This window comes from Amycolatopsis jejuensis, from assembly GCF_000717335.1.
GTDB lineage: Bacteria > Actinomycetota > Actinomycetes > Mycobacteriales > Pseudonocardiaceae > Amycolatopsis > Amycolatopsis jejuensis.
Genome location: NZ_JNYZ01000027.1, coordinates 1 through 22,377, shown reverse-complemented (window position 1 = coordinate 22,377; position 22,377 = coordinate 1). Strand labels below are relative to the sequence as shown.

Below are 22,377 nucleotides of genomic sequence, written 5' to 3'. Positions count from 1 at the left end.
ATGCAGTCCTCAAGGGAGACGAGCGGTGCGACTGACCGACTATCTCGACAAAGGTGCGTCGCTGGGCCTCTCGGCGCCATGTCTGACGACAGACGGCGTTTCGCTGAGCTACGGCGAGGTCCAGGAGTTGTCCTGGCAGGTCGCCCGGGCGCTGGCGCGCTCCGGCGTACGGCCGGGCGACAAGGTGGCAATTCTCTCCGCGAACGACCCGGTGTCGTTCGGGTGCGTATTCGGGATCAGCCGCGCAGGGGCGGTCTGGTGCCCGATCAACCCGCGCAACGAAGCCGCGGAGAACCGGGAATTACTGGACCTTTTCGACTGTACGTGCCTGCTCGTGCAGGAGTCGTTCGCACCGCTCGTCACCCGCATTGCCGGAGAGCTGCCGAAACTGACCACCGTGGTGTGTCTCGACGGTTCTTTTCCCGGTGCAGTCCCGTTTTCCGAATGGCTCGACAGCGTTTCCGCCGAACCGTGGCAAGCCGAACCGCCGGACGACGTGGTCATGCTCGTCGGTACCGGCGGCACCACCGGGCGGCCGAAAGGGGTGATGCTGACCGGGCACAACGTCGAAACCATGTCCGCATTGACGTTGATGAGCTACCCGTTCCGGCCGCGTCCGCGGTACCTCGCGCTGGCGCCGCTCACCCATGCCGCCGGGGTGCTGTGTTTTCCGGTCATGGCGCTCGGCGGCGAGATCGTGGTAATGCCCGCTCCCGATCTCGGGCAGTTCCTGACCCTGCTGGAACGACATCGGATCACGCACACTTTCCTGCCCCCGACCCTGATTTACCTGCTGCTCGACCATCCCGCACTGTCCACAACGGACTTCAGTGCACTGGAGTGTCTCTGGTACGGGGCCGCGCCGATGTCGGCCGCCCGGCTCGAAGAGGCGATCGAACGGATCGGCCCGGTGCTCGGGCAATTGTTCGGGCAAAGCGAAGCGCCGATGATGATTTCGACGCTCTCCCCGGCCGACCATTTCCATTCCGACGGCACCCTCGCCCGCGAACGGCTCACCTCGGCAGGGCGGCCGACCCCGCTCACCCAGGTCGCGATCATGGCCGACGACGGAAAGCTGCTGCCACCAGGGGAACGCGGCGAAATCGTGGTACGCGGACCGCTGGTGATGCCCGGGTACTACCGCAATCCGGAGGCAACCGCGGAAGTGCGCAAGCACGGCTGGCACCACACCGGGGACATCGGATACCTCGACGAGGAGAATTTCCTGTACGTCGTGGACCGGGCCAAGGACATGATCATCACCGGCGGGTTCAACGTCTATTCGGCCGAAGTGGAACAGGCCCTGATGACGCATCCCGCGGTGCAGGACTGTGCGGTGGTCGGCCTGCCCCACGAAAAATGGGGCGAACAGGTCACCGCGGTCGTCCAGCTCCACAAAGGACGGACCGCCTCCGCGGCGGAATTGCGGGCGACGGTGAAGGAACGGCTCGGCTCGGTGAAGACGCCGAAGGAAGTGCTGATCTGGCCGGATCTGCCGCGGTCGAAAGTGGGTAAGGTGCTGAAAACCGACGTGCGGGCACAACTACTGACCGCAATTCAGAATTGACCGCCGCCCGCGTGCAACGTCTGCCCGGTCACCCAGCGAGACTCGTCCGACGCCAGAAAGCCCACGATATCGGCGATGTCGCCGGGTTCGCCGATCCGGCCGAGCGGTGACTGGCGCGCGCTGTACTCGGCAACTCCCGGCGGACCGTCGGCAGCGAGCGCTTCAGTGCGGACGGCGCCGGGAAGTACGCTGTTCACCGTGATGCCACGCGGGCCGAGCTCCTTTGCCAGCACGCGAACCAGCTGATCACCGGCCGCCTTGCCGGCGCCGTAAATTCCGGTGGTGGCCCGGGCGGTCACCACGACGCCGCTGGAGATCACGACGATCCGCCCGCCGTCGCGCACCCGCCGAGCCGCCTCACGCAACGCGACGAACGTGGCGCGCAGGTTGGTCCTGAAGACCAGGTCGAACAGCTCGTCGGTGGTCTCGGCAAGCGGTGAGAACCGGGCGATCCCGACATTGGCGACCACCACGTCGAGGCCGCCGAATTCCTGTTCGGCGCGGTCGAAGAGACCGCGGAGCGCAGCGTCGTCGGTGACGTCCGCGCACATGGCCACGGCTTTCCCGCCGCCCGCCTGGATCTTGGCGACAACGGCGTCGGCGGCGGCCTCGTCGGCGCGGTAGTTGACCGCGACGGCCAGCCCGTCGGCACCCAGCCGTTCCGCGATCGCCCGCCCGATGCCCCGCGAACTCCCGGTGACCAGCGCGACCCCCAGCGCGACCCCCACTGCCGCCTCCTTCCGCCGGTGCGTCACTTTAGTGCGACCGGCAGCGACGTCAATGGGGTCCGCGTACCGCCCTCCCGGACAGGACGAGGGGCACCCGGGCCCGGACCGCCAGGCCCAGCAACGCGACTCCGGCGCCGACCGCGAAACCGGCCAGGACGTCGTGCGGGTAATGCGCTCCGACATACACCCGCGAAATTCCCATCAACACCGCGAAAAACAGCGCCCACCAACCCCACTTGCGGTGTACCAGCAGAAGCGCCACCGCGAAGGCCGCGACGATCACCGTGTGGTTGCTCGGGAACGCATAGTCCGTCGGCGGGTCACACGGCAGCAAGGTGTGCACCCCGGGGACCACGCGGCACGGCCGGATTTCGGCGAACAACTGCTTCAGCACCGTGTCGACGGCGAGCGCCAGCGCGATCGCGGCCGGCACCCACAGCGCGGCCACGAGCTCCGCCGCGCCTCGGCCGCGGGCCCGCCACACCAGCGCGAGGATCACCGGGACCACGAGAAACACGCCGTACTCGCTGAACCCGGTCACGATCCCGGCCAGCCACTGCTGCGACCAGGCGAAGTCGGTGATGTCGCGGTAAAGCCCGGCGTCGAACACGCGGTCACCTCCATCTACTACAACTCTGTCGAAATTCTACAGGAACGTAGTACAAGCGATTCGACGAGCGGGTAGAATTCCGCCATGCGCAAAGGGCGAGAGACCCGGCGGGCACCCGGTGAGCTGGAGGCCGAGGTGCTGGCGGTGCTGTGGGAAGCGGACGAGCCGATGTCGGCCACCGGGGTACAGGAGCGGCTCGGCGGCGGACTAGCTTACACCACGGTGGTCACGATTCTGTCGAGGCTGTTCGAAAAGGGCGTCGCCACCCGGGAGAAACAGGGCCGCTCGTTCACTTACCGCGCGGCGGACGACGAGCCCGGCCTTGCCGCCCGCCGGATGACCAAGGTGCTCGACGCCGAACCGGACCGCTCCGGCGTGCTGGCCAAGTTCGTGTCCGGCCTGTCCGCTGCCGACGAGCGAGTGTTACGCGACCTGCTGCGCGAAAACGGCGGCTGACGTGCGCCCGGATCTGCTCGCCCCGCTGTTGCTGCCGCTGGCGTCCTGGCCGGTGGCGCGATGGGTTGCCCCACGGTTGTCACCGCGGCTGGGCAGCTGGCTGCTCACCGGCTCCGCTCTGGTACTGGCCGTCGGGAGCACGGCGACGCTCGCGGTACTGGCAGCCGCCGGTCTCGCACAGCTGCCGGTGGTCGGCGATCTGGGTGACTTCTCGGTGGCTGCCTTCCGTGGCGCGGACGCAGTGAATCTGCCGCTGGCAATCGGTTGCGGCGTCGCGCTGCTGATTATCGCGATTGCGTTGGCGCGCGCCACAATTCAGTACGTCCGCTGGCATCGAAAGGTGCACGCCGAGCTCAATGTGTTCGCCCGGGACCCCGGTATCGTATTGTTACCCGGCGAAGAACCGGTTGCCTTTGCGGTAGCGGGTAACGGGGGCCGAATCGCAGTATCCAGGGGAATGCTTGCCGCGCTGGAACCGGCGGAGCGCCGTGCCTTGCTCGCCCACGAAAAAGCGCACCTTCTTCTCCGACACCACTTTTTCGCCGCGATTGCCACCGTTGCAACCACGGTCAACCCGCTGCTGCGGCCACTCGGCTCGGCGGCCCGCTTCGCGCTGGAACGGTGGGCCGACGAAGTGGCGGCAAACCAGGTCGGCGATCGGAAACTCGTTGCCACCGCGGTCGCAAAAGCAGCGCTGGCAAGCAGTTCTCCGCCGTCGCTCGCGCTTGCGGCGACTGGCGGACCGGTACCTCGACGCGTGCGGGCCTTGCTTTCCGCACCGTCACCGCGACGGCCCTTGGCTGCGATCGCCGTCGCCGCGGTGCTCGGTGCCTGCGGGTGGTCGGCGGCCTGCGCCCTCGATGCGGCCACCGACCTGCACACCGGAATCGAAACTGCGCAGGCGGCCTGCGTGCTCGCGCAAGGGTCCCACAGTGAGCCCGCGCCTTCGGCATTCCGCCACGAGCACCGGAAGTGCGCCGAGAGCTGAGCGCCACGCGTCCGGTGCGGCCGCGAGGTCGGAATCATGCAGCAGGATCGTGCCGCCGCCGGACAGCTTCCGGCACACTGTGCGGACGACCGAATGCGGAGTGGCACGACTGGTCCAGTCGAATCCCCACGTACTCCACAAGACGGGTCGGAGGCCGAGTTTTCGCGCGGAAAGCAATGCACCGCCGGTGAATACGCCGTACGGCGCGCGCAACCACTGTGGCCGCGTTCCGGTGCCGAGCTCGATCAAGTCGGTGGTGTGGGAGAGTTCTTCGTGCAGTGCTTTCGGGGAACGACGCAGGAAACACCGGTGATCCCAGCCGTGTACCGCGATCTCGTGTCCCGCTTCGGCAAGTGACCGGCCGAGTTCCGGATGCTCGGCCAGTTCCCGGCCGAGCACGAAGAAGGTCGCGCGAACGTCCAGAGATTCGAGGACAGTCAGGAAATCCGGGGTGGACTCCGGGTTCGGACCGTCGTCGAAAGTGAGCGCCACGTGACCGGGATCGCCCATTCCGGAAAGCCGTGGTGATCTCAGCTGTGGCACGAACAATGCCGCCGGGGCAGCGTGGAAAACGGCCGCCGCGGCCAGTGCGCGAATCATCCGGCCGCCTCGACCGGACTGCGCAGCACCCATTCCAGCGCCGTCGCCAATTCAGCAGGCGAACGCACCCACGGCACCGTTCCGTCGTCGTGCAGGACCGCGGCATTAGCCCGTCCGTGGCCCGGCAGACAGCGGTAAGTGAGCACCGGCAGGCCGGTCGCCAGCGCTTCCGACGTGGTCAGCCCGCCCGCATTCTGGACGACGACGTCGCACGCGCGCATCAGCTCCGGCATCCGGTCGACCCAGCCGAAAACGTGCTGGTACCCGGCTTTGCGCAGGCGCTGCACCAGCGCGTCGTTCCGGCCGCCCACGACCACCGGCTCGACCAGCCCGGTCGCCCTCAGGTCGGCCGCAGTGTGCCCGACCTGCCCGATCCCCCAGGACCCGGCCACGACCAGCGCGAGTGATCGGTCGCGCGGCAGGCCGAGTTCGAGCCGCAGCCGCAGCCGTTCGGCGATCCCGGCGGCCGGGTGGAAACCGGGCGCCACCAACGGACGCGAGACGATCGTGCGGCCTGCGCCGAGCGCTCGCGCCTGGCGAGCGGCGGTTTCGTTGGGGGCGACGGTGAGGGTCGCGTCCGGGCTGACGCAGAGCCGGTGCACCGACGGGTCGGTGAGGTAGCCGACGAGCGGCGCGGTCAGCTCGTGCGAACGCCGGAGCCGGGCGACCGCGTGTGTCGCAAGTGGATAGGTCGACACGACGATATCCGTGTCGTCACCCAGTAATTCCCGCAAGCGCGGCGCGGCGAGAGCGGTGAAACGGCGGGTCATACCGGCCAGCGCGGGGGTGCCCAGCGCGCCGAGCAGCCAGTCCCAGCTGCGCGGGACCGTGCTGAGCTGCCGATGGTAGGCGGAGCACAGCAGCTCACCGAGCCGCCCGGGCAGCAGGTCGAGGAAATCGGCCCGGACCACGTGCGCACCGCGGCGGGTGAACCACCGGTCCAGTTCCCGTGCGGCACCGTCGTGTCCCGCACCGACGCGCGCGGACACGATCACTACTCGGGTCATCCACTCCGCTCCCAACTACTACACGACTGTAGTAAAACTACAACTATGTAGAATCAGTGTCGAGCCCCCCTTCCGGGAAGCGGTCACCCGACCGGGTGAGACGCCCGCTACCGTGGGTCCTTCAAGTGGCGGACGTGGCAGGAAGAGGAACCCATGCGTCGTAAGACCTCCGGCGCGGTCCGCGTCGGCCAGGTGCTGCTGGTCGTGACCTCGCTGCTGGTCCTCGGCGGCACCGGATATGCCTGGTCGACGCTTCGCCAGCTCACCGACGGTCTGACCAGGGCCGATGTGATCGGTCCCGGCGCGAGCGCACCGCTTGGCGAGCAGAACATCCTCGTCGTCGGCCTCGACACGCGGACGGATGCGCAGGGCAATCCGCTGCCGCCCGACGTGCTGGACCAGCTGCACGCCGGCGGCGCGGAGGACGGCGGCGACACCACGGACACGATGATCGTCGTGCACATTCCGGCCGGCGGCGGGAACGCGACCGCATTCTCCCTTCCCCGCGATTCCTACGTGCAGCTTTCCGGCGGTTTCGGCAAGCACAAGATCAATTCCGCGTACACCTATGGTCAGCTCGCGGCGAAGAACCGGCTGAAAGCACAGGGCGAATCGGGCGCACAGCTGGAAACGGACTCGGCGCAGGCCGGGGCGAAAACCGCGATCGACACCGTGCAGCAATTCACCGGGCTCACCATCACGCACTACGCCGCGGTGAACCTCGCCGGGTTCTACTACGTGAGCCAGGCGGTCGGCGGCATCCCCGTATGCCTCACCAAAGCAACGCGCGATTCGTACTCTGGCGCGAACTTCCCGGCCGGTGCACAGTCGGTGTCCGGCGCGGAGGCACTGCAGTTCGTGCGGCAGCGGCACGGGTTGCCGAACGGCGACCTCGACCGGATCAAGCGGCAGCAGGTGTTCATGGCCAGTATGGCCAAGACGATTCTCTCCGCGGGTACGCTCGGTGATCCGGCCAAACTGGACGCATTGATCGGCGCGGTCAAGAAGGCCGTGGTGGTCGACACGAACTGGGACCTGCTCGGGTTCGCCCGGCAGCTGCACGGAATGAGCGCGGGCAACATCAGTTTCGAGACGGTGCCGATCGTGAACATCACGCTCAAGACGCCGTCCGACGGTGATGCTGTACAGGTGGACCCGCAGGCGGTGCAGCAGTTCATCCGGCAGCAGATCGGCGGCACTCCGGCGCCGCCTTCTTCCACCGGCGGGGACCCGGCGCTGGCGTCCTATGTGGTCGATGTGCGCAACACGTCCGGAGTGGACGGTCTGGCGAACCAGGTGGCGGAGAAGCTCACCACTGCCGGGTACCAGCGCGGCGAGGTGGGCAACGGAAGCATGCGCAAGACGTCGACTGTCTATTATGGACACAGCCAGCGCAGCGCCGCCCAGCACATTGCCGAGACCTTGGGCGGAATTGCGGTCGCGCCGGACAACTCATTGGCGCAGAACCATTTCCTCGTGTCGCTCGGCCGCGATTACCCGGACGACTCCGGCGTACACCCGGCTGCCGCACCGGCCGAACCGCAAATCACCGCGGACGGCGTTACCTGCGTCAACTGAAACGAAAAAGGCGGGCCGGGTTCGAAACCCGGCCCGCCTTTTTCGTCAGTGGATCAGACGTTGCCGCGGCGGCGGCGAACCACCAGCAGCATCCCGCCGCCCGCGATCACCAGTGCGGCGCCGATGCCGATCGGCAGCGCGGCGTTGACGCCGGTGTTCGCCAGCGGGGTCTGACCCGAGTTGTTGCCGCCACCCACCGGGGCCGCCGGGGTGGTGGCCGGTGCGCTGGTCACCGGGGCCGACTCGGCCCAGGTACCGGTGGCGGTGGCCTGGACCGCGCTCTTCTGCGACTGCGCGACGATCAGCGACTGCGCCGGGTGCTGCGCGTAGTCCTTCGCGACGAACAGGCGGCCGGTCTCGAGGTCGCCCGCGGCCTTGATCGCCAGCTCGGCGGTACCGGGCTTGGCGTCCTTCGGGACGTCGAGGAACAGCTTGCTGCCGTTCTTCACCGCCGAGGACTTGACCTCTTTGCCATCTGCGTCGACGAGTTTGACGCCCTCGGGCAGCTTGCTCGTGACCGAGGTGATGCTGCCGGTGGTGCTGACGGTGAACGGGCCGATCTTCTCGCCCGCCGCGCCGGTCGCCTTGGCCGGGGTGATGCTCAGGGCCGGCTTGGTCTCGCCGATGCCGGTGTTGTCGGCGCCGGTGAGGTAGTCGTAGAGGGCGAGCACATCGGCCGCGTCGTCGGCGGGCGCGTCGTGGCCGGCCAGCGGGTTCTTGCGGTCGAGGTCACGGCCGTCGCTGTAGTGCCAGACCGCGGCCTGGGTCGCGGTGAGCGCCTCGATGTCGGACAGGCCGTCGTGCAGCGTGGCGCCCTTGCCCGCCACCGCCTTGGCAAGGTCCTCGGTCCCCTGCGACGGGTAACCGTGGTGCAGGACCCAGTTGATGTTCTTGTTGTTCTTGCGGAACGGCGATTTCGCGTCGGGGTAGTCGTTCCACGCGTGCTCGACCATGTCCTCGCCAGTCCTCGTGGCGACCTCGATCTGCACGCAGTACATCTTCAGAATGGTGCCGTCGGCCAGTTTGAGGTTGAACAGAGTGGTCTGAACCACCTTGTTCTGGCCGACGTTGACGGAGTACCCGCTCTTCCCGCCGTGCACCACCGTGCCGGTGGCCGCACCGGCGTGCGCCACCGGATTGTCGTCCGCAAGAGCCGCGGGCGAGGCAACCATGAGCGCCGCAGCCGCAGCCACCGCCGCGACGCCTCCCCGCACCAGAACCGACCTGCCGTGCATGCTTTCTCCCATCAAGTCCCGAACCCAGAACGACGGACCGCGTGAGACACATCTCCCCGATCACGGCGGTCACCAATTCGGGTGAAGAATCCACCCAGCCAAGCGAGGGCGAAGCATACACAGGGTTCATACCTGCACTGTGAGTGGTCCCCTGATTGCTCTTTTGTACCCCTTACGTGGCCCGTTCGTCCCGAGGGTTGCGCTGGGTGTATGCGATTTGGGCATGGAAAGGGCGGCGATTCCGGGGGTCTGCCGGGGGTTGGTGAGGGTGGGGGGTGTTGTCCGGGCAGCGGGGGTTGGCGGGAGGTGCAGAGTTCGCAGGGGGTCGGCGAACACGGCGAGAGTCGGCGGGGTTGACCAATTGCGCACGCTTCGGGTGAGGCAAACGAACTCGCGAGAGTGAGCAGCGGTGGTGCGGGTGGCGGGGAAGGGGGTGGCGACCGAGCGCTGGTGCGGGTGGCGGGGAAAGGCGGTGGCGACCGAGCATTGGTGAGGGGCGCGGGAAAAGGCGTGGCGAGCAAGCACCGGTGAAGGCCACAGCAAAGGCGTGGCGAACGAGCGCTGGTGCGGGTGGCGGTGAAAGAGGCGTGGCGAACGAGGATTGGTCAGGGGCGCGGGAAAGGGACGCGGCGAACAAGCACCAGTGAAGGCCACGGCCAAAGAGGCGCGGCGAACGAGCATTGGTGAGGCGCGCATCGGCGCGAGTCGGGGCGGCGGCGGTCGTGAGAGGGCCGGGACCGGCCTCGCGGAGCACGCCAGTCCTAGCTCACCACGGCTTGGCTCACCACGGCTTGGCTCACCACGGCTTGGCTCACCACGGCTTGGCTCACCAGGTCCTAGCACCAGGACCTAGTTCACCAGGTTCACCAGGTTCTCCAATGGCTCCCCCTTGGCGAAGCGGGTCAGTTGCTGTTCTGCCAAGCGTTTGGCCCGCGGGTAGAACGAATCCGAACCTCCGGCGACGTGCGGGGTGATGATCGCGCCGTCTAGGGGCCACAGGGGGTGGTCGGGTGGGAGGGGTTCCGGGTCGGTCACGTCGAGTGCGGTGCGGAGGCGGCCGGAGCTCACCTCGGCGGTCAGGGCGGTCAGGTTTATTGCCGTGCCGCGGCCGACGTTCACCACCAGAGCCGCGTCCGGGAGCAGCGCCAGTTCGGGCGCGCCCAACAAGCCTCGGGTGGCGGGGGTGTCCGGGAGGACCAGGATCACGATGTCGGCCGTCGGGAGGAGGGTGGGGAGTTCGGCGATGCCGTGGATGCCGGGGCGGGCGGTGCTCGCGACGCGCACCACCTCGGCTTCGCCCGCTGCCAGGTACCGCTCGATGGCGCGGCCGATCGAGCCGTAGCCGACGATCAGTACCCGGCTGTCGGCCAGCGACTTCGTGTGCGCGCGGTCCCACGTACCGGTGCGTTGCTGCGCGAACCAGCGCGGCAGGAACCGCTGCGCGGCCAGGATCAGCGCCAGCGTGTGCTCGGCGACGCTCAAGTCGTGCAAGCCCCGGCCGTTCGCCAGTTGCACGCCGGGGGGCAGGAGCGGGAGGAGATTGTCGTAGCCCGCGGTCAGGGTTTGCACCGCCCGCAGCGACGGCAGCCGCGGGATGAGGTTCACGGGTTCGGCGCCCTGGTCGTAGGGCAGGACGTAGAACTCCACGTCGTCGAGGTCGTCCGGTGGGGTGCCGTTGCCGTCCCACACCGCTGCGGTCAGCTCGGCGGGGATGGCCATCTCCGCCCAGGGCACCAGTACTCGCGCCGTCATGCTCACCCATCCTCCGCCGAAGCCGGACCCGAAACCGGAGCCGGAACCGCGGGTACCAGCCCCGCGGCTGCCGTCATTGTCCCGGCAAACAGGCGGAAACGGCAGTTGCGCTGCCCACACCAACCAGCTACCCCGCGGACCCGATCTGCTGCTGGATCCACGGCACGATCTGGTCTACCCGCGCCGCGGTCTCGAGACCCGGACTGGGGCAGGACGGGCCGAAGTTCTCGACCGCGACGAGCACGTTTCCGCCCTTGCCCGGCACGAAGAACGGCGACCCGGAATCGTCCGGGCACGGGCTGTTCTCCACCGTCCGCGTCTCCAGCGGCTCGAGGATGATTTCGTTCTTGCGCACCGTGTGCACGGCGAAGTCACCGCGCTTGATGCGGTCGGTCTGCACGATCACGGTGGCCGACAGCGCACCCCAGCCGACGAACGTCGTGTGCTGACCCTTTTCCGGCGGGCCGTCCGGCAGTTCCAGCGGGCGGATATCGGTGACCGGGGCGGAAAGCCGGGCCAGCGCGAGGTCGTTGACCGGCGACTGCCGTGACTCCACGACCTCCAGCACGTGCCCGCGCGGGTCGGAGTCGGTGAGCTTGCCCAGCGCGACCTTCATCTTGTAATCCGGTTTGCCGCTGGTGCGCTTGCCGTTGATGTCGTGAAAACAGTGCCCGGCGGTGACGATCCACTCCGGCGCGACGAGTGCGCCGCTGCATCCTCCGCTACGGACGCCGCCGTCCTTCTCCGGAACGTCCGTGGACGACAGCTTGGCGCTGAACGGCGTGGTCGACTCGGGTAACGGTGGCGCCGACACGCGCGCGGTCGCCGGTGCCGCTCCCCCGCTGACCCCGCGGGAGACCGCGAGGTCGGACGTCGGAGGTTTCACCGGCTCGGCGTCCGCGGTGCGCTGCATGCCGACATAGCCTCCGGCCAGTACTGCCCCGACGACGAGACCCATCGCCAGGGCGCCCGGTCTCAGGCCCGTCCGTCGAGCCGGACGTGACTTCGCGTGCATCACGGCGACCAAGATAGCGAAGTTGTTCACCCGGAAGGGTGACGGTGCCCGGTTGGTCCGGTAACTGTGGGAGAAATAGGTGAAGTCGATACAGGGGGTTCGGACGCGGTCACCGACGGCAAAGTTTCCGCGCCTCCCGGAGGTGCCCTTCGGCAGTATCGAGGGGGCTATCCGGGCGTATCCCGGTGCAATTGCCTTTCCGGACACCGCGGGATGACTGATGGTGCCGTTTCCCGCAACCGTCAACCGGCAATCAAGGACGGTCGCGTTGTTCCCAGGCATCCCAGCGGCGGCCCACGGCGTCGCGGTCCAGGCGGCTCTCCGCCGGGGCGGGCTTCTCGGGTGGCGGTTCGACCGGTTCCTCCTTGACCAGGCTCACGGCGTGTTTGCCCAGCACAGCCCAGCCGGAACCGTGCCCGGTGAACCCCGGCTCGCGGACCGCGATCCACGCACACCAGCCGGCGAACAGGCCGCCGCCGAAAATGCCGATCGGCAACGTGACGTCCGTGACCGCCGAACCCAGCCCCGCAACAGTCGGGATGACCACGCCGCCCGCCATGATCGCGACCCCGAGAACCGCGCCCAGCCAGCGCAGCGTCCGTCGCCAGCGCGCCGCCGCGACGGTGTACACGGTGTACGTCAAGAGCCTGCCGCACCGCGAACACTCGACAGACCACCGGCGACGGCCTTTTCCGGCCGCACGACCACATATTGCGCGCCCGCGTACTCGACGTAACGCCGGCCGCCGTAGTCGACCCCGTCGCGCATCCGGTGCGCCACCAGTACCCGCTGGTCCCGCTTGGTCGCAAACGCCACGCGGCCAGCGTAGAAGATCAGTCCAGGAGCGCGAGCCGTCGAACGAGGTCGTCCGGGACTCCGTCCGCCCAGGGGAACATCGGGGCGGCCGGGCGGAGTTCCGCGTACCCGTGCAGACCGGCCCACAACGTGGTGGCATCGGAGAACGGCGCCGTGCTGCGGGAGACGCCGGCGTCCGCGCAATCCTGCACGGCTTGTACCAGTAGCTGGAACACGTCCTGCCCGATCTTCGCCGCCGCCGGGGCCATCTCCGGGTTTTCCGCGGCCCGCGCGGCATCCCAGACCCCACCGAACAGGACGCGGTAGCGCTTGGGCCGCTCGAGCGCGAAATCCAGGTACGCCGAGCAGATGCCGCGCAGCCGCTGCTCGGGATCGGCCTGCGCCGCGACCGTCTCCTCGATCCGGTCTTTCAGCTCGGCGAACGCCTCCTCCACGACGGCCAGGAGGATCTCGTCGCGATCGGCGAAGTGCCGGTAAATCGACGGCGCCGCAATGCCGATCCGCCGCGCGACCGCGCGCAGGGTCACGGCGTCTTCGCTACCGCCGTCGTCGAGGATTCCGGCCGCCGCCTGCACGATCTCGTCCCGCAGCCGCGTGCCCTCGCCGCGCCGGTTCCGCGCGCGCCCCGCTTCCGGATTCACGGCCGCAAGGTTACAGCCGTTAGGCGAAAAGGGCAGGGTTACAGATTTAAGTTTACAGATGTAAGTCCATGGCTCTATGGTTACACCTGTTACCCCACCGAAGGAGCAGACCATGAAGACCATCCGGACCGCCGTCGGCACCGGGCTCGCCGCCGTTCTCGTCGGGCTCACCGCCGCCACCGCCCTCCCGCAGGACACCGCGCAGGCCTCGCAATCCACCGTCAGCACGCGCTACCCGCACGTCGTCACGGCGTGGGCGAACGCCTGGAACACCGGCGACGCGGCGAGAATGGCCGAGCTGTTCACCGCCGACGGCACCTACCGGGACAACGCTTTCCAGGTCTCGATGAGCGGCCGCGACGGCGTCGCGAACTGGGTCACCATCACCGGCAAGAGCATCGGCTCGCCGCAGGTCGACCTGATCGACGCCTTCCGGTCCGGCGACCGGATCGCGGTGCGCTGGACGTTCTCCGGTACCGACGTCGGCGCCTTCGACCGGACCCGGCCGGCCAGCGGCAAGCGGTTCCACGTCCCGGTGACCACGATCATCGACCTGCGCGGATCGAGGATCCGGCAAGTGACCGACTACTACAACCTCGCCGACGTCTTCCGCCAGATCGGCCTGCCCGCCGGACCCTGGACCCCGCCGGGCAACTGAGCGGGACGGGTCCCCGGCGATCCGGCTACGGTTTGCGGATGAGCCGGATCGTCGGGGCCGTTCTTGCCGTCGTGGCGTTCGTCGTGGTGCTGGTGGTCGTCGGGCAGGGCAGCTCCCCGGCCCCGCCGCAAGCGTCGTCGTTCTGCCCGCCCGCCGCCGACAACGGCCGGCCGCCGGAGCACTCACAGCTCGACGGACGCACCGCACCGCGGACCGGCCCCGCGCCGTACCGGATCGAGCTCTCCGGCGACGGCGGCACCAGCGGCCTCCGCGACCAGCTCACGAAATACCAGCCCGCCTGGATCGCGCCGGACCGGAAGGTGCAGGTGGTGGTGTGCCAGTACCAGACCGAGCTGACCGGCGGCACCAACACCTGCGGGGCGTACTTCGGCTCGGGTGCGCCGGTCACGGCCCGCGTCATCGACACCCGGTACGACTACCGGGTCTACGAGGCCGATTCCCGGCGGCTGCTCGGGACTTTCGACCTCAAGGGCTACCCGGACTGCCCGGACCAGATCCACTACTCGCAGGGCGAGAGCCCGACCGTGGTCGCCAAGCCCAATTACTCGGACTTCGTCGAGAAGGTGCGCCGGTACGTCGAAAGCACGTGACTACGCGCCGATCCACACCTTTTCGGTCGTGACCTCTTCGAGCAGCTCCGGCACCGGCGTCACGCCGAGTCCCGGCCCCGTCGGCACCGGCAGGTACCCGTTCTCCAGCACGAACGGCTCGGTGATATCGGTGCGGTAGAAGCGATCCGACGCCGACGTGTCACCGGGCAGCGTGAAGCCCGGCAGCGAGGCCAGCGCGACGTTCGCCGCCCGGCCGAGGCCGGTCTCGACCATCCCGCCGCACCACACCGGAACCGCGTGCGCCGTGCACACGTCGTGCACCCGGCGGGCTTCCAGGTACCCGCCGACGCGGCCGGGCTTGATGTTCACGATCTGGCAGGCGCCGAGCTTGATCGCGTCCGCCGCGGCGCGCGCCGACACGATCGTCTCGTCGAGGCAGATCGGCGTGGCGATACGGCGGGCCAGCTCGGCGTGCCCGAGCACGTCTTCCTCCTCCAGCGGCTGCTCGATCAGCAGCAGGCCGAACGGGTCGAGCCGGGCCAGCTGGGGTGCGTCGCCCAAGGTGTACGCGGTGTTCGCGTCGACCTGCAGCAGCACGTCGTCGCCGAACCGCTCGCGGACCGCGCGCACCGGCTCGACGTCCCAGCCCGGTTCGATCTTCAGCTTGATGCGTACGTAGCCGTCGTCGAGGTATCCGCCGACGGCGTCGAGCAGCTGGGGGATGGTGTCCATGATCCCGACCGACACGCCGCACGGCACGGAATCGCGCACCGACCCGAGTTCCGCGGCAAATGACCGGTCGTGCGCGCGGAGCTCGACGTCGAGCACCGCCATCTCCAGTGCGCCCTTGGCCATCCGGTGGCCCTTGAACTTCGCCAGCAGCGGCGTCACCTTCGCCGCGGTGAGATCGTCGGCCGCGAGCAGCGCCGGGACCAGGTGGTGGCGCAGCACGTGCTCGGCGCCGTCGTTGTACTCCGCCGAATACAGCGGACCGGGCATCGTGACGCATTCGCCCCAGCCCTCGCCGGCCGGCGTCACCGCCCGCAGGAGCAGGAGCTCGCGTTCGAACTGGGTACCGAACGAAGTCCGGAACGGGGCCACGAGCGGCATCCGCACCCGGCGCACTTCCACACCGCTGAGTTTCACTGGTCCTCCTTGGCAATCACGTACCAGCCGGCCCGGTCGAACCCGGTGACCCGGCCCCCGGCGGCCATCCGCCCGCCGAGCACTTCGCGCAGCGCGGCCCGCCACGCCGCGGCGCGGCGGGGATCGGTGCGGCGCAAGCTTTCGATGTCCGGTGGGACGGCGATGCGTACCACCGGCGCGTCCGTGGACGCGATGAGCGGGCCGCCGTCCGCGTCCACCGAGAGCGCCGCGGCGGCGCTCTCGGGCACGTCCATCCGCACCGTTTTCCCGGCGGCCGCCGCACAGACCGCCGGGCTCGTGAGGTCCCAGGTCACCATCAGCCGGTCGGTGTCGCCTGCCCCGTTGATGCCGTCGTCCATCGGTCCGTAGAAGTCACGCACGTACGCCGCCGGAACCGCGCCGAGTTTGCCGAGGTTGAAATACGCATTGCGGCGGACGAGCGGATCGAACGTCCAGCCGATTGCCGAAACCCCCTGCGCCAATGCCCAGGCGCGCTGATGCAGTTTCAGGGCAGAGCCGATTCCGCGGCCCGCACCCGTCTTCGAAACACCCGCGATGTGACTGTGCAGGCTGCCTTTTCCGGGGTTTCCGAAGAACCCGACGCACGCACCCAGCAATTCCCCGCCGGCAAACGCACCGGCGACATAATTCCCGGCGGCCTGCAACGCCCGCAGCATTTCCCTGGTGACCGGTCCGATGGCGGACTGCCAGATCGAGTCGAAAAGCTGCGCGACGGCGGCAAGTTCGGCGATCTCGGAGATCTCCCGGACCTCGACCTGCGAGGCAGCGGCTGCGGCCAGCGCCGCCGCCACCGCCTCGGCACGCATTTCCGGCGCGACCGGCCGTCCCGTGTTCATCGCAAGATTCGTCACGGGACAATTCTTTCGCGGCTCACCGGTGGAGTCATGGTCGCGCTCGACCAGAAACACCCGCCGGATTCGTCGGGCCGGACGGATTTTCCAGTACGTTTTCCACGAGCGCGGCCAGCAATGCCGTCCGCCGCGGCAATTCTTCGACGAGCACGTGTTCGTGATCCGCATGGGCCCCGCCACCGACCGCGCCGAGACCGTCGAGGGTCGGAATTCCCATTCCCGCGGTGTAATTGCCGTCCGAAGCACCGCCGACCGACGCTGAGGACAAAGCGGGAAGACCGAGTTCCGCCGACAATTCCTGGGCCAGCTCGAACAATGCCGCGGACGATTCGCCGTCCAGCGGAGCCCGGTTGATCCCGCCGGCGATCCGGATTTCCGCGCCGGGCAGCACCGGTTGCAACGCGCGGACCGCGCGGTCGACGCGAAGCTGCTCCTCCTCGTCCCACAGCCGGGCATTGACCTCGACCGCGGCGGCTGCGGGCACGGTGTTGATCGTGGTCCCGGCCTGCGCCAGGGTGGGCACGACCGAGGTCCCCCGCTCGGCGTCGGCGAGCGCGGCCACGGCGAGGATCTGGTGCGAGAGCTCGATTCCGGCGTTGATCCCCTTCTCGGGTTCGAGCCCGGCGTGCGCGGCGCGGCCGAGCACCTCGATCCGGTAGTGCGAAACGCCTTTGCGGCGAGTTTTGATCGCGCCGCCGTCGGCCGAGGCCTCCAGCACGAACGTCGCGGCGCACCCGCGGGCCGTCTCCTCGATCAGTTCCCGCGACGACGGCGAGCCGAGCTCCTCGTCTCCGGTGACCAAAATGGACACTCCACTGCGGTCGGTCAGCGACGCGGCAGCGTGCAGCGCCATCACGACCCCGGCCTTCATGTCGAAGCAACCCGGACCGCGTAAGACGCCGTCCTGCACCGAAAACGGGTGCGTCGCAAGCGATCCCATGGGCCAGACCGTGTCGTGGTGGCCGAGCAGCAGTACGCGCGCCGGTCCGTCGCCGAATCGCCAGCGCAGGTGGGTACGGCCGTCGAGGACGATTCGTTCCGGCTCGACGCCGAGCAGCGACCGGCCGAGTTCGGCCAGGACGTCGGCGCTGTGCGCGACCGCAGCCAGGTCGGCTGATGGGGATTCGCAGGTCACCAGTGTTTCGATGTCGCGGACCAGTGCGTGCACGTCGAATTCGGTCACCGCGGCTCACCCCGCAGCGGACGGCCCGGGAACGCGTCGGTGAGCAGCTGCCCGTCGCGCACCACCGGGGTGCCCGAGACGAACAGGTGCCGGACGCCGGCCGAGGGCCGGGTCGAGTCGAAGTACGTGGCGGTGTCGGTGATGGTGGCCGGGTCGAGGACGACGATGTCGGCGTCCGCACCCACGTCCAGCCGGCCTTTCGTGCGTGCGCCGGGTGCGACCTCGTCGAGGACCCGCGCGGGCAGGTACGAGCAGCGGCGGAACGCTTCCAGCCAGGTCCAGGCCCCGCTTTCGCGCACCATCAGCCGCAGCGCCTTGGCGAATGTCCCGGCGGTACGCGGATGCGTTGCGCCACCGGGTGGTAATGGCCAGACGGTGGATTCGTTGGCGCCATCACGCCAGTACACCGGCATGGCGTCGCTCGCGACGATCGAATCGGGGAACGCGAGCGCCCGGTGCAATAGGGCGATGTCCTTCGGGTTTCCCTCGTCGAGGAACTCGAGAATGCATGGCGCGCCCGGGTTCTCGGCGCGTACTTGCTGCAGACGGCCTTCGTCGGCAATGCGTTCCCCGGTTTCGAGCAGCAGTACGCGCGTCGCGTCGAGGCCCTTCATCTTGAGCCGCTCGGGCGAAAGGAAGGCCGCGCCGACCGCGGTGCTGCCCGCGCCGTACGGATACGCCTCGACGGTGACCCGCGACCCGGCGGAACGACCGGCGTCCAGCGCGGCGAGCACCCGGTCGACGTGCTGGCCGGACGTGCTGTTGACGTGACAGTGGTGCATCGCGGCGCCGGTCTCGGCCGCGGCGATCGCGATTTCCTGCGACCCGTCGACCGGGATGGCCGGGTCGACCTCGACGAGCTCGCGGACGTGCGTGTACGTCGGCGCGCCGGCCTCCTTCGCCAGCCGGGACAGCGCCAGGAACTCGGCCGGGTCGCTGAATGGGGCGTACCCGAGCAGCACGCCGATGCCGAGCGCAGCCGCCGCCAGCTCCCCTTCGAGCAGCGACAGCCAGGCAGTCAGCTCGGCCTTCGACGACGACCGCTGCCACTCCGGGTTGCCGAGCACGGCGAGCCCGCTGTCGATGTCGGCGTCCGGCTCGATCCCGGCGAGCACCTTGGCCCGCGCCGAACCCCAGGACGCCGAAAAGCCGTAGTGCAGCGGACGCCCGGCCGCGGCAGCCTCGGCGTACGCGCGTTCGAGCGGCATCAGACCGGCTTCGAGGTCGAGTGCCGTGGTGACGCCGTCCATCGCCTGCAGCCGCTGACCCGCGATGGTGTGGACGTGGCTGTGCAGATCGACGAACCCCGGCCCGACGACGTACCCCGAAACGTCGATCTCCACCTGGTCCGGCGCGGCAGGCAGCCCCGGCCCGACGGCGGCGACCTTGCCCCCGGAAACGTCCCCGGAAATCAGCACGTCGGCCGGTCCGTCGAACCCGGTCGCCGGGTCGACGACCCGGCCGCCCCGCAGCAGTGTCGGCATTGCTTTCCCTCCTCGCCTCGCTCCTGGCGACCCTAGGAGGTTTCGGGGGCGGTCCGTTCGTACCGGCCGACGAATCCGGGGCGGCCGGTCCATCCGCCCGGACAAAGCGCCGGTCGGAGAATCACCCGCGGGCGCCTCATCAGCCACGATTCCGCCGCGCGCACTGCCGCCTGCTGCTGAGCGACCTCGCTGCGATGAGGGAAGCGCATTACGGCGGCGGTTTCGGGCCGGAACCGGTACCGGTGTCGTAGGGTCGCGGACATGGCCTGCCGGATCACCGAACTCGTCCTCGACTGCGCCGACCCGGCCCGGCTGGGGGCTTTCTGGTGTGCGGTACTCGGCTACGTCGAGCTCGGCTGGGACGGCGACGACCTGGAGATCGGCCCGCCGGACGCCGGTTTCGGCGGCCCCCAGCCGACCCTGATCCTCAGCCGCAGCACCGATCCGAAACCGGCGAAACTGCCGTTGCACCTCGACGTGAATCCCACCGACCGGGACCAGGACGCGGAGCTGGCACGGCTGCTCGCGGCCGGAGCCACGCCAGCGGACGTCGGCCAGACGGGCGACGAATCATGGCACGTTCTCGCCGACCCGGAGGGGAACGTATTCTGCCTGCTGCGGCGACGGGTCGACCCCGCCTGACGCCGACCAGGTCCGGGAAGATTCCGGGACCTCGCGCCGCGGGGTCGGGCTGCGGAAGACGTCGGACAATTTGCCCGGCAGGATGTCGGCCAGTGGCGAACCCGCCGCCCCGGATCTGCCACGGTGGCCGCGATTCGACAGCGCCCACCCGTCGGCCATGCTCCTCCGTAGTGGGAACTGCCGGGTCGAGCCGGTACCGGAACGCCGGTACCTCGCCTTCTGGGACCGGTTCTACGAATCGGCGTCCCGCTCCCGGGGCAGGATTTCCCGGCTCGGTCCGTAGGACATGACATGGTCGCGCACCAGGCGGCCCACCGCGGGGTCCTGGCGGCGGAAGGCGTCGATGATGGGTTCGTGGTCGTCGGCGTTCACCCGGAGGTCGACGCGGAACAAGCGCAGGGACAAGGTGGTCCACACTTCGACGCTCAGGGCGTCCCACAGATCAAGGGCGAGCTCGTTGTCCGAGGCCTCCATGATGGCGCGGTGGAAGGCGATCCCGTGCCCGATCTGCGCGGCGAGGTCGGCGTGGTCGGCGTCGGCGCGCATGGCCGCGTGGTGGGTTTCCAGTGAGCTGACGTCTCCGCCGAGGCGGACCACCGCCTGGTCGGCGGCGAGCCCTTCCAGCGCGGCGCGGACCGAGTAGTACTCGAAGACGTCCTTGAGGTCGAGTTCGCGGACCCGGGCGCCCTTGTTCGGCGCGGACGTGACGAGATGCAGTGTCTCGAGCTCGCGCAGTGCCTCGCGGACCGGCGCCTGGCTGACGTCGAGCTCGGCGGCGACCTGGCGCTCGACGATGCGGTCTCCCGGCCGCCAGCGACCCGAGATCAAGCCGTCGAGCAGGTGCTGGCGGATCTGGTCACGCAGGGGTGCCCGCATCAGCGGAGACGAGTGCTGGGCCATGCACCGAGCGTAAACCGTGGGACCCGGAAGCGCAATGATCGAACAAAACTGCCACTATGAGCGATCATTGTTCAGCGTTACGATCGGACGGATGGGGGCCGGGCGCTGGATCGTCAGCCGGGCAGATCGCGGAGGCCAGTCAATGAAGACACCCGTCACCGTTTCGGAGATTCTCGAGGCCGATTGGCTACGCCGATGGCGACCGGAGGTCATTGTCGGCAGTGACTCGATCCGGCGCGCCGTGCGCTGGCTGCAGGTCGTGGAGACTTTCGACGGTGCGGCGGCGACGAGGCGCGGCGACGTCGTGCTGTCGACCGGCAGCATGCTCGACAGCGATTGTGACGGCGCGCGACGCCTGGCACGTGTGCTGGGCGAGTGCGGGGCCCTTGCCCTGTTCGCGGCGGTGGTACCGGCGTCGCCGGAGGCTGCCCGCGCGCTGGCCGAGGAGTGCCGGGCCCAGCGGCTGGCGTTGGTCACGCTCCACCCGTCGCTGTGCGTCACCGAGCTGGCCGAGCGGGTCCAGCGGATGCTGGCCGACCGGGACGTCGACAACCTGGCGCTGTCCGACGAGCTGCGGACCCGGTTCGCCAAAGCCCTGCGCAGCCGTGCCCGGGTGGGTGAACTCCTTGCCGTGGCGGCGGAGTACGGCGGGTGCCCGGTCGTACTGGAAAGTCCGGCGGGGAAACTGCTGGCCGCGGAGAGCGGTCCGTGGCGGCGAGCCGATGCCGTGCAGTTCTGGTATCGCACCCGGGGGCCGGCGCTGCGCGATGGTTCCGCGAAGGAGCGCGCGGGTTCGGTGGCCGCGGAGGTGGGCAGTCCGGAAGGAATGTGGGGACGGCTCGTCCTGTGCGGCTACACCGGCCCGCGTCAGCGTGGCGTCCTGCTGGCGGAGCGTGCGGCGGAGGCAGTGTCAGTGCGCCGGATGCTGGCTCCCGGGAAAGACCAGTCCGACGATTCCAGCGCCGACCTGCTCCACGCGTTGATCGCCGGGCAGCTCGAGCCGGACGAAGCCGCGATCCGGCTGCAGCAGGCCGGTCTGGATGTCGGACGTCGTAGTTGCCCTTTCCCTGCGCCGCACCGGTGGCGGGACTCCGGGTCCCCGCGCCGACTCGCTGAATGCAGTCGCGGCAAAGCTGGTGTACGACCTCGATCTCCGCAGCCTGGCGCTCGGGAACCGGAAAGACACGGCGACGATGCTGCTGGCGGTACGAGACACCGAGGCAGTCGGCGAACTGCGTACGCGAATTGCCGAATGGGTGGCCGACGTGGCGCCGTATCCCGTGTCGGTGGGGATGTGCGACCGGGTCGTCGAGCCTGCCGAACTCGGTGAGGTGATCCGCGAGGCGGAGCTCGTCGCCAAGGCCGGGCATGGACTGATCCCGTTGAGTGCCCAGCGTTTGGTCGACATCCGCCTCCGGGTCCTCCTGACCCAGCTGGGGACAACGCCTGCCCTGCACCGTTTTCTCGGCGCCATGCTCGGCCCGCTCACCACGGCAGGCTCCGAATCGCATCTGCAGGAACTGCTGTGGACGTATCTTTCGACGGACGGCAACAAGAGCATTACCGCGCAACGACATCAGATCAGCCGACCCGCGCTGTATCGGCGGCTCCACCGGATCGAGACTCTGCTCGGGGTCGATCTGTCGAGTGCGGAAGACCAGGTCTCGTTGTACGTCGCATTGCTCGCGGATCGGCTCACTGCGGGAGCTTCGGTATCGGCTGAATAACTGCATTCCCGTGACTGCCGCGCGGCTCTTGCCGCCGCGGCAGTTCGGCATGCCGTCATTTACGTTGGCGGCTCATTTTCCTTTTCCGTCGGAGGGGTGCGGTGGTGTCACGTTGTCGGGTGGGGGTGTTACGGGGTGATACGGGCAGCGGTTGTCGCTGTTGTGATGTGATCGATCGTTGCGCATTGTGGAGGGAGTTG

The 22,377-nt window shown here is 68.9% G+C and carries 23 protein-coding genes and 1 pseudogene; 9 read left to right on the top strand and 15 right to left on the bottom strand.

Annotation, left to right across the window (positions count from 1 at the left end):
- Positions 1-25 precede the first annotated feature (25 nt).
- A complete protein-coding gene (locus OO71_RS32055) occupies positions 26-1,567 on the top strand; it encodes an acyl-CoA synthetase (protein ID WP_033293711.1) in 1,542 nt (513 codons plus the stop codon).
- Here OO71_RS32055 and OO71_RS32050 read toward each other — a convergent pair.
- Positions 1,558-2,295: an SDR family oxidoreductase gene (locus OO71_RS32050; RefSeq protein ID WP_169776591.1), complete on the bottom strand. Its 738-nt coding sequence runs from the start codon at positions 2,293-2,295 to the stop codon at positions 1,558-1,560. The genes OO71_RS32055 and OO71_RS32050 overlap by 10 nt on opposite strands.
- A gap of 49 nt (positions 2,296-2,344) precedes the next feature.
- The gene (locus tag OO71_RS32045; protein ID WP_051792514.1) at positions 2,345-2,905 is read right to left on the bottom strand and encodes a phosphatase PAP2 family protein; all 561 of its coding nucleotides are present in this window, start codon (positions 2,903-2,905) and stop codon (positions 2,345-2,347) included.
- An 84-nt stretch (positions 2,906-2,989) separates the two neighbouring features.
- On the opposite strand from OO71_RS32045, the gene OO71_RS32040 reads away from it, so the two are divergent.
- Together OO71_RS32040 and OO71_RS53150 are read left to right on the top strand one after the other, a co-directional pair.
- Entirely contained in the window at positions 2,990-3,361 is a 372-nt protein-coding gene (locus OO71_RS32040) for a BlaI/MecI/CopY family transcriptional regulator (protein ID WP_033293710.1), read from the top strand.
- 1 nt (position 3,362) lies between these two features.
- Positions 3,363-3,902, top strand: a pseudogene (locus tag OO71_RS53150) (M48 family metalloprotease); the annotation flags it as partial.
- A gap of 240 nt (positions 3,903-4,142) precedes the next feature.
- Here OO71_RS53150 and OO71_RS52530 read toward each other — a convergent pair.
- A complete protein-coding gene (locus OO71_RS52530) occupies positions 4,143-4,949 on the bottom strand; it encodes a polysaccharide deacetylase family protein (RefSeq protein WP_245633856.1) in 807 nt (268 codons plus the stop codon).
- The gene (locus OO71_RS32025; protein ID WP_051792513.1) at positions 4,946-5,956 is read right to left on the bottom strand and encodes a glycosyltransferase; all 1,011 of its coding nucleotides are present in this window, start codon (positions 5,954-5,956) and stop codon (positions 4,946-4,948) included. Before OO71_RS32025 ends, OO71_RS52530 begins: the two co-directional genes overlap by 4 nt.
- 153 nt (positions 5,957-6,109) lie before the next feature.
- On the opposite strand from OO71_RS32025, the gene OO71_RS32020 reads away from it, so the two are divergent.
- Positions 6,110-7,534: an LCP family protein gene (locus OO71_RS32020; protein ID WP_033293707.1), complete on the top strand. Its 1,425-nt coding sequence runs from the start codon at positions 6,110-6,112 to the stop codon at positions 7,532-7,534.
- 53 nt (positions 7,535-7,587) lie between these two features.
- Here the strand turns inward: OO71_RS32020 and OO71_RS32015 are convergent, their stop codons facing one another.
- The 6 genes from OO71_RS32015 to OO71_RS31995 all read right to left on the bottom strand — a co-directional run bounded on the left by OO71_RS32015 (position 7,588) and on the right by OO71_RS31995 (position 12,993).
- Positions 7,588-8,769, bottom strand: a complete 1,182-nt coding sequence (locus OO71_RS32015) for a thioester domain-containing protein (protein ID WP_033293706.1) — start codon at positions 8,767-8,769, stop codon at positions 7,588-7,590.
- 849 nt (positions 8,770-9,618) lie between these two features.
- Entirely contained in the window at positions 9,619-10,521 is a 903-nt protein-coding gene (locus tag OO71_RS32010) for a 2-hydroxyacid dehydrogenase (protein ID WP_033293705.1), read from the bottom strand.
- 127 nt (positions 10,522-10,648) lie between these two features.
- The gene (locus OO71_RS32005; RefSeq protein ID WP_245633865.1) at positions 10,649-11,536 is read right to left on the bottom strand and encodes a S1 family peptidase; all 888 of its coding nucleotides are present in this window, start codon (positions 11,534-11,536) and stop codon (positions 10,649-10,651) included.
- Between the two features lie 253 nt (positions 11,537-11,789).
- Positions 11,790-12,179, bottom strand: coding sequence for a hypothetical protein (locus OO71_RS32000; RefSeq protein ID WP_033293704.1), 390 nt, complete (start codon positions 12,177-12,179; stop codon positions 11,790-11,792).
- Positions 12,176-12,352: a hypothetical protein gene (locus OO71_RS50475; protein ID WP_156096650.1), complete on the bottom strand. Its 177-nt coding sequence runs from the start codon at positions 12,350-12,352 to the stop codon at positions 12,176-12,178. The genes OO71_RS32000 and OO71_RS50475 overlap by 4 nt, the downstream gene beginning before the upstream one ends.
- Positions 12,353-12,369: 17 nt before the next feature.
- Positions 12,370-12,993, bottom strand: coding sequence for a TetR/AcrR family transcriptional regulator (locus tag OO71_RS31995; RefSeq protein ID WP_033293703.1), 624 nt, complete (start codon positions 12,991-12,993; stop codon positions 12,370-12,372).
- Between the two features lie 112 nt (positions 12,994-13,105).
- Here OO71_RS31995 and OO71_RS31990 point away from each other — a divergent pair, with 112 nt between their 5' ends.
- Positions 13,106-13,651, top strand: a complete 546-nt coding sequence (locus OO71_RS31990) for a nuclear transport factor 2 family protein (RefSeq protein WP_033293702.1) — start codon at positions 13,106-13,108, stop codon at positions 13,649-13,651.
- A gap of 38 nt (positions 13,652-13,689) precedes the next feature.
- Positions 13,690-14,262 (top strand): hypothetical protein, encoded by a 573-nt coding sequence (locus OO71_RS31985; protein WP_033293701.1) that lies wholly within the window; start codon positions 13,690-13,692, stop codon positions 14,260-14,262.
- Here OO71_RS31985 and menC read toward each other — a convergent pair whose 3' ends face one another.
- The 4 genes from menC to OO71_RS31965 are packed head-to-tail and all read right to left on the bottom strand — an operon-like array spanning position 14,263 to position 18,908.
- Positions 14,263-15,369, bottom strand: a complete 1,107-nt coding sequence (gene menC, locus OO71_RS31980; protein ID WP_033293700.1) for an o-succinylbenzoate synthase — start codon at positions 15,367-15,369, stop codon at positions 14,263-14,265. It lies immediately after the preceding gene.
- Positions 15,366-16,226, bottom strand: coding sequence for a GNAT family N-acetyltransferase (locus OO71_RS31975; RefSeq protein WP_156096673.1), 861 nt, complete (start codon positions 16,224-16,226; stop codon positions 15,366-15,368). The genes menC and OO71_RS31975 overlap by 4 nt, the downstream gene beginning before the upstream one ends.
- 46 nt (positions 16,227-16,272) lie before the next feature.
- Positions 16,273-17,400 carry a M20 family metallopeptidase gene (locus OO71_RS31970; RefSeq protein WP_033293905.1) on the bottom strand — a complete coding sequence of 376 codons (1,128 nt, stop codon included), beginning with the start codon at positions 17,398-17,400 and terminating at the stop codon, positions 16,273-16,275.
- A gap of 20 nt (positions 17,401-17,420) precedes the next feature.
- Positions 17,421-18,908, bottom strand: coding sequence for an amidohydrolase family protein (locus OO71_RS31965; RefSeq protein WP_033293698.1), 1,488 nt, complete (start codon positions 18,906-18,908; stop codon positions 17,421-17,423).
- 261 nt (positions 18,909-19,169) lie between these two features.
- Here OO71_RS31965 and OO71_RS31955 point away from each other — a divergent pair, with 261 nt between their 5' ends.
- The gene (locus OO71_RS31955; RefSeq protein ID WP_033293696.1) at positions 19,170-19,550 is read left to right on the top strand and encodes a VOC family protein; all 381 of its coding nucleotides are present in this window, start codon (positions 19,170-19,172) and stop codon (positions 19,548-19,550) included.
- 231 nt (positions 19,551-19,781) lie between these two features.
- Here OO71_RS31955 and OO71_RS31950 read toward each other — a convergent pair whose 3' ends face one another.
- Positions 19,782-20,450, bottom strand: a complete 669-nt coding sequence (locus OO71_RS31950; protein ID WP_051792512.1) for a GntR family transcriptional regulator — start codon at positions 20,448-20,450, stop codon at positions 19,782-19,784.
- Between the two features lie 142 nt (positions 20,451-20,592).
- On the opposite strand from OO71_RS31950, the gene OO71_RS31945 reads away from it, so the two are divergent.
- Positions 20,593-21,780 (top strand): PucR family transcriptional regulator ligand-binding domain-containing protein, encoded by a 1,188-nt coding sequence (locus OO71_RS31945; RefSeq protein ID WP_033293695.1) that lies wholly within the window; start codon positions 20,593-20,595, stop codon positions 21,778-21,780.
- Positions 21,716-22,177 (top strand): PucR family transcriptional regulator, encoded by a 462-nt coding sequence (locus OO71_RS51775; RefSeq protein WP_211260680.1) that lies wholly within the window; start codon positions 21,716-21,718, stop codon positions 22,175-22,177. The genes OO71_RS31945 and OO71_RS51775 overlap by 65 nt, the downstream gene beginning before the upstream one ends.
- Positions 22,178-22,377 lie beyond the last annotated feature (200 nt).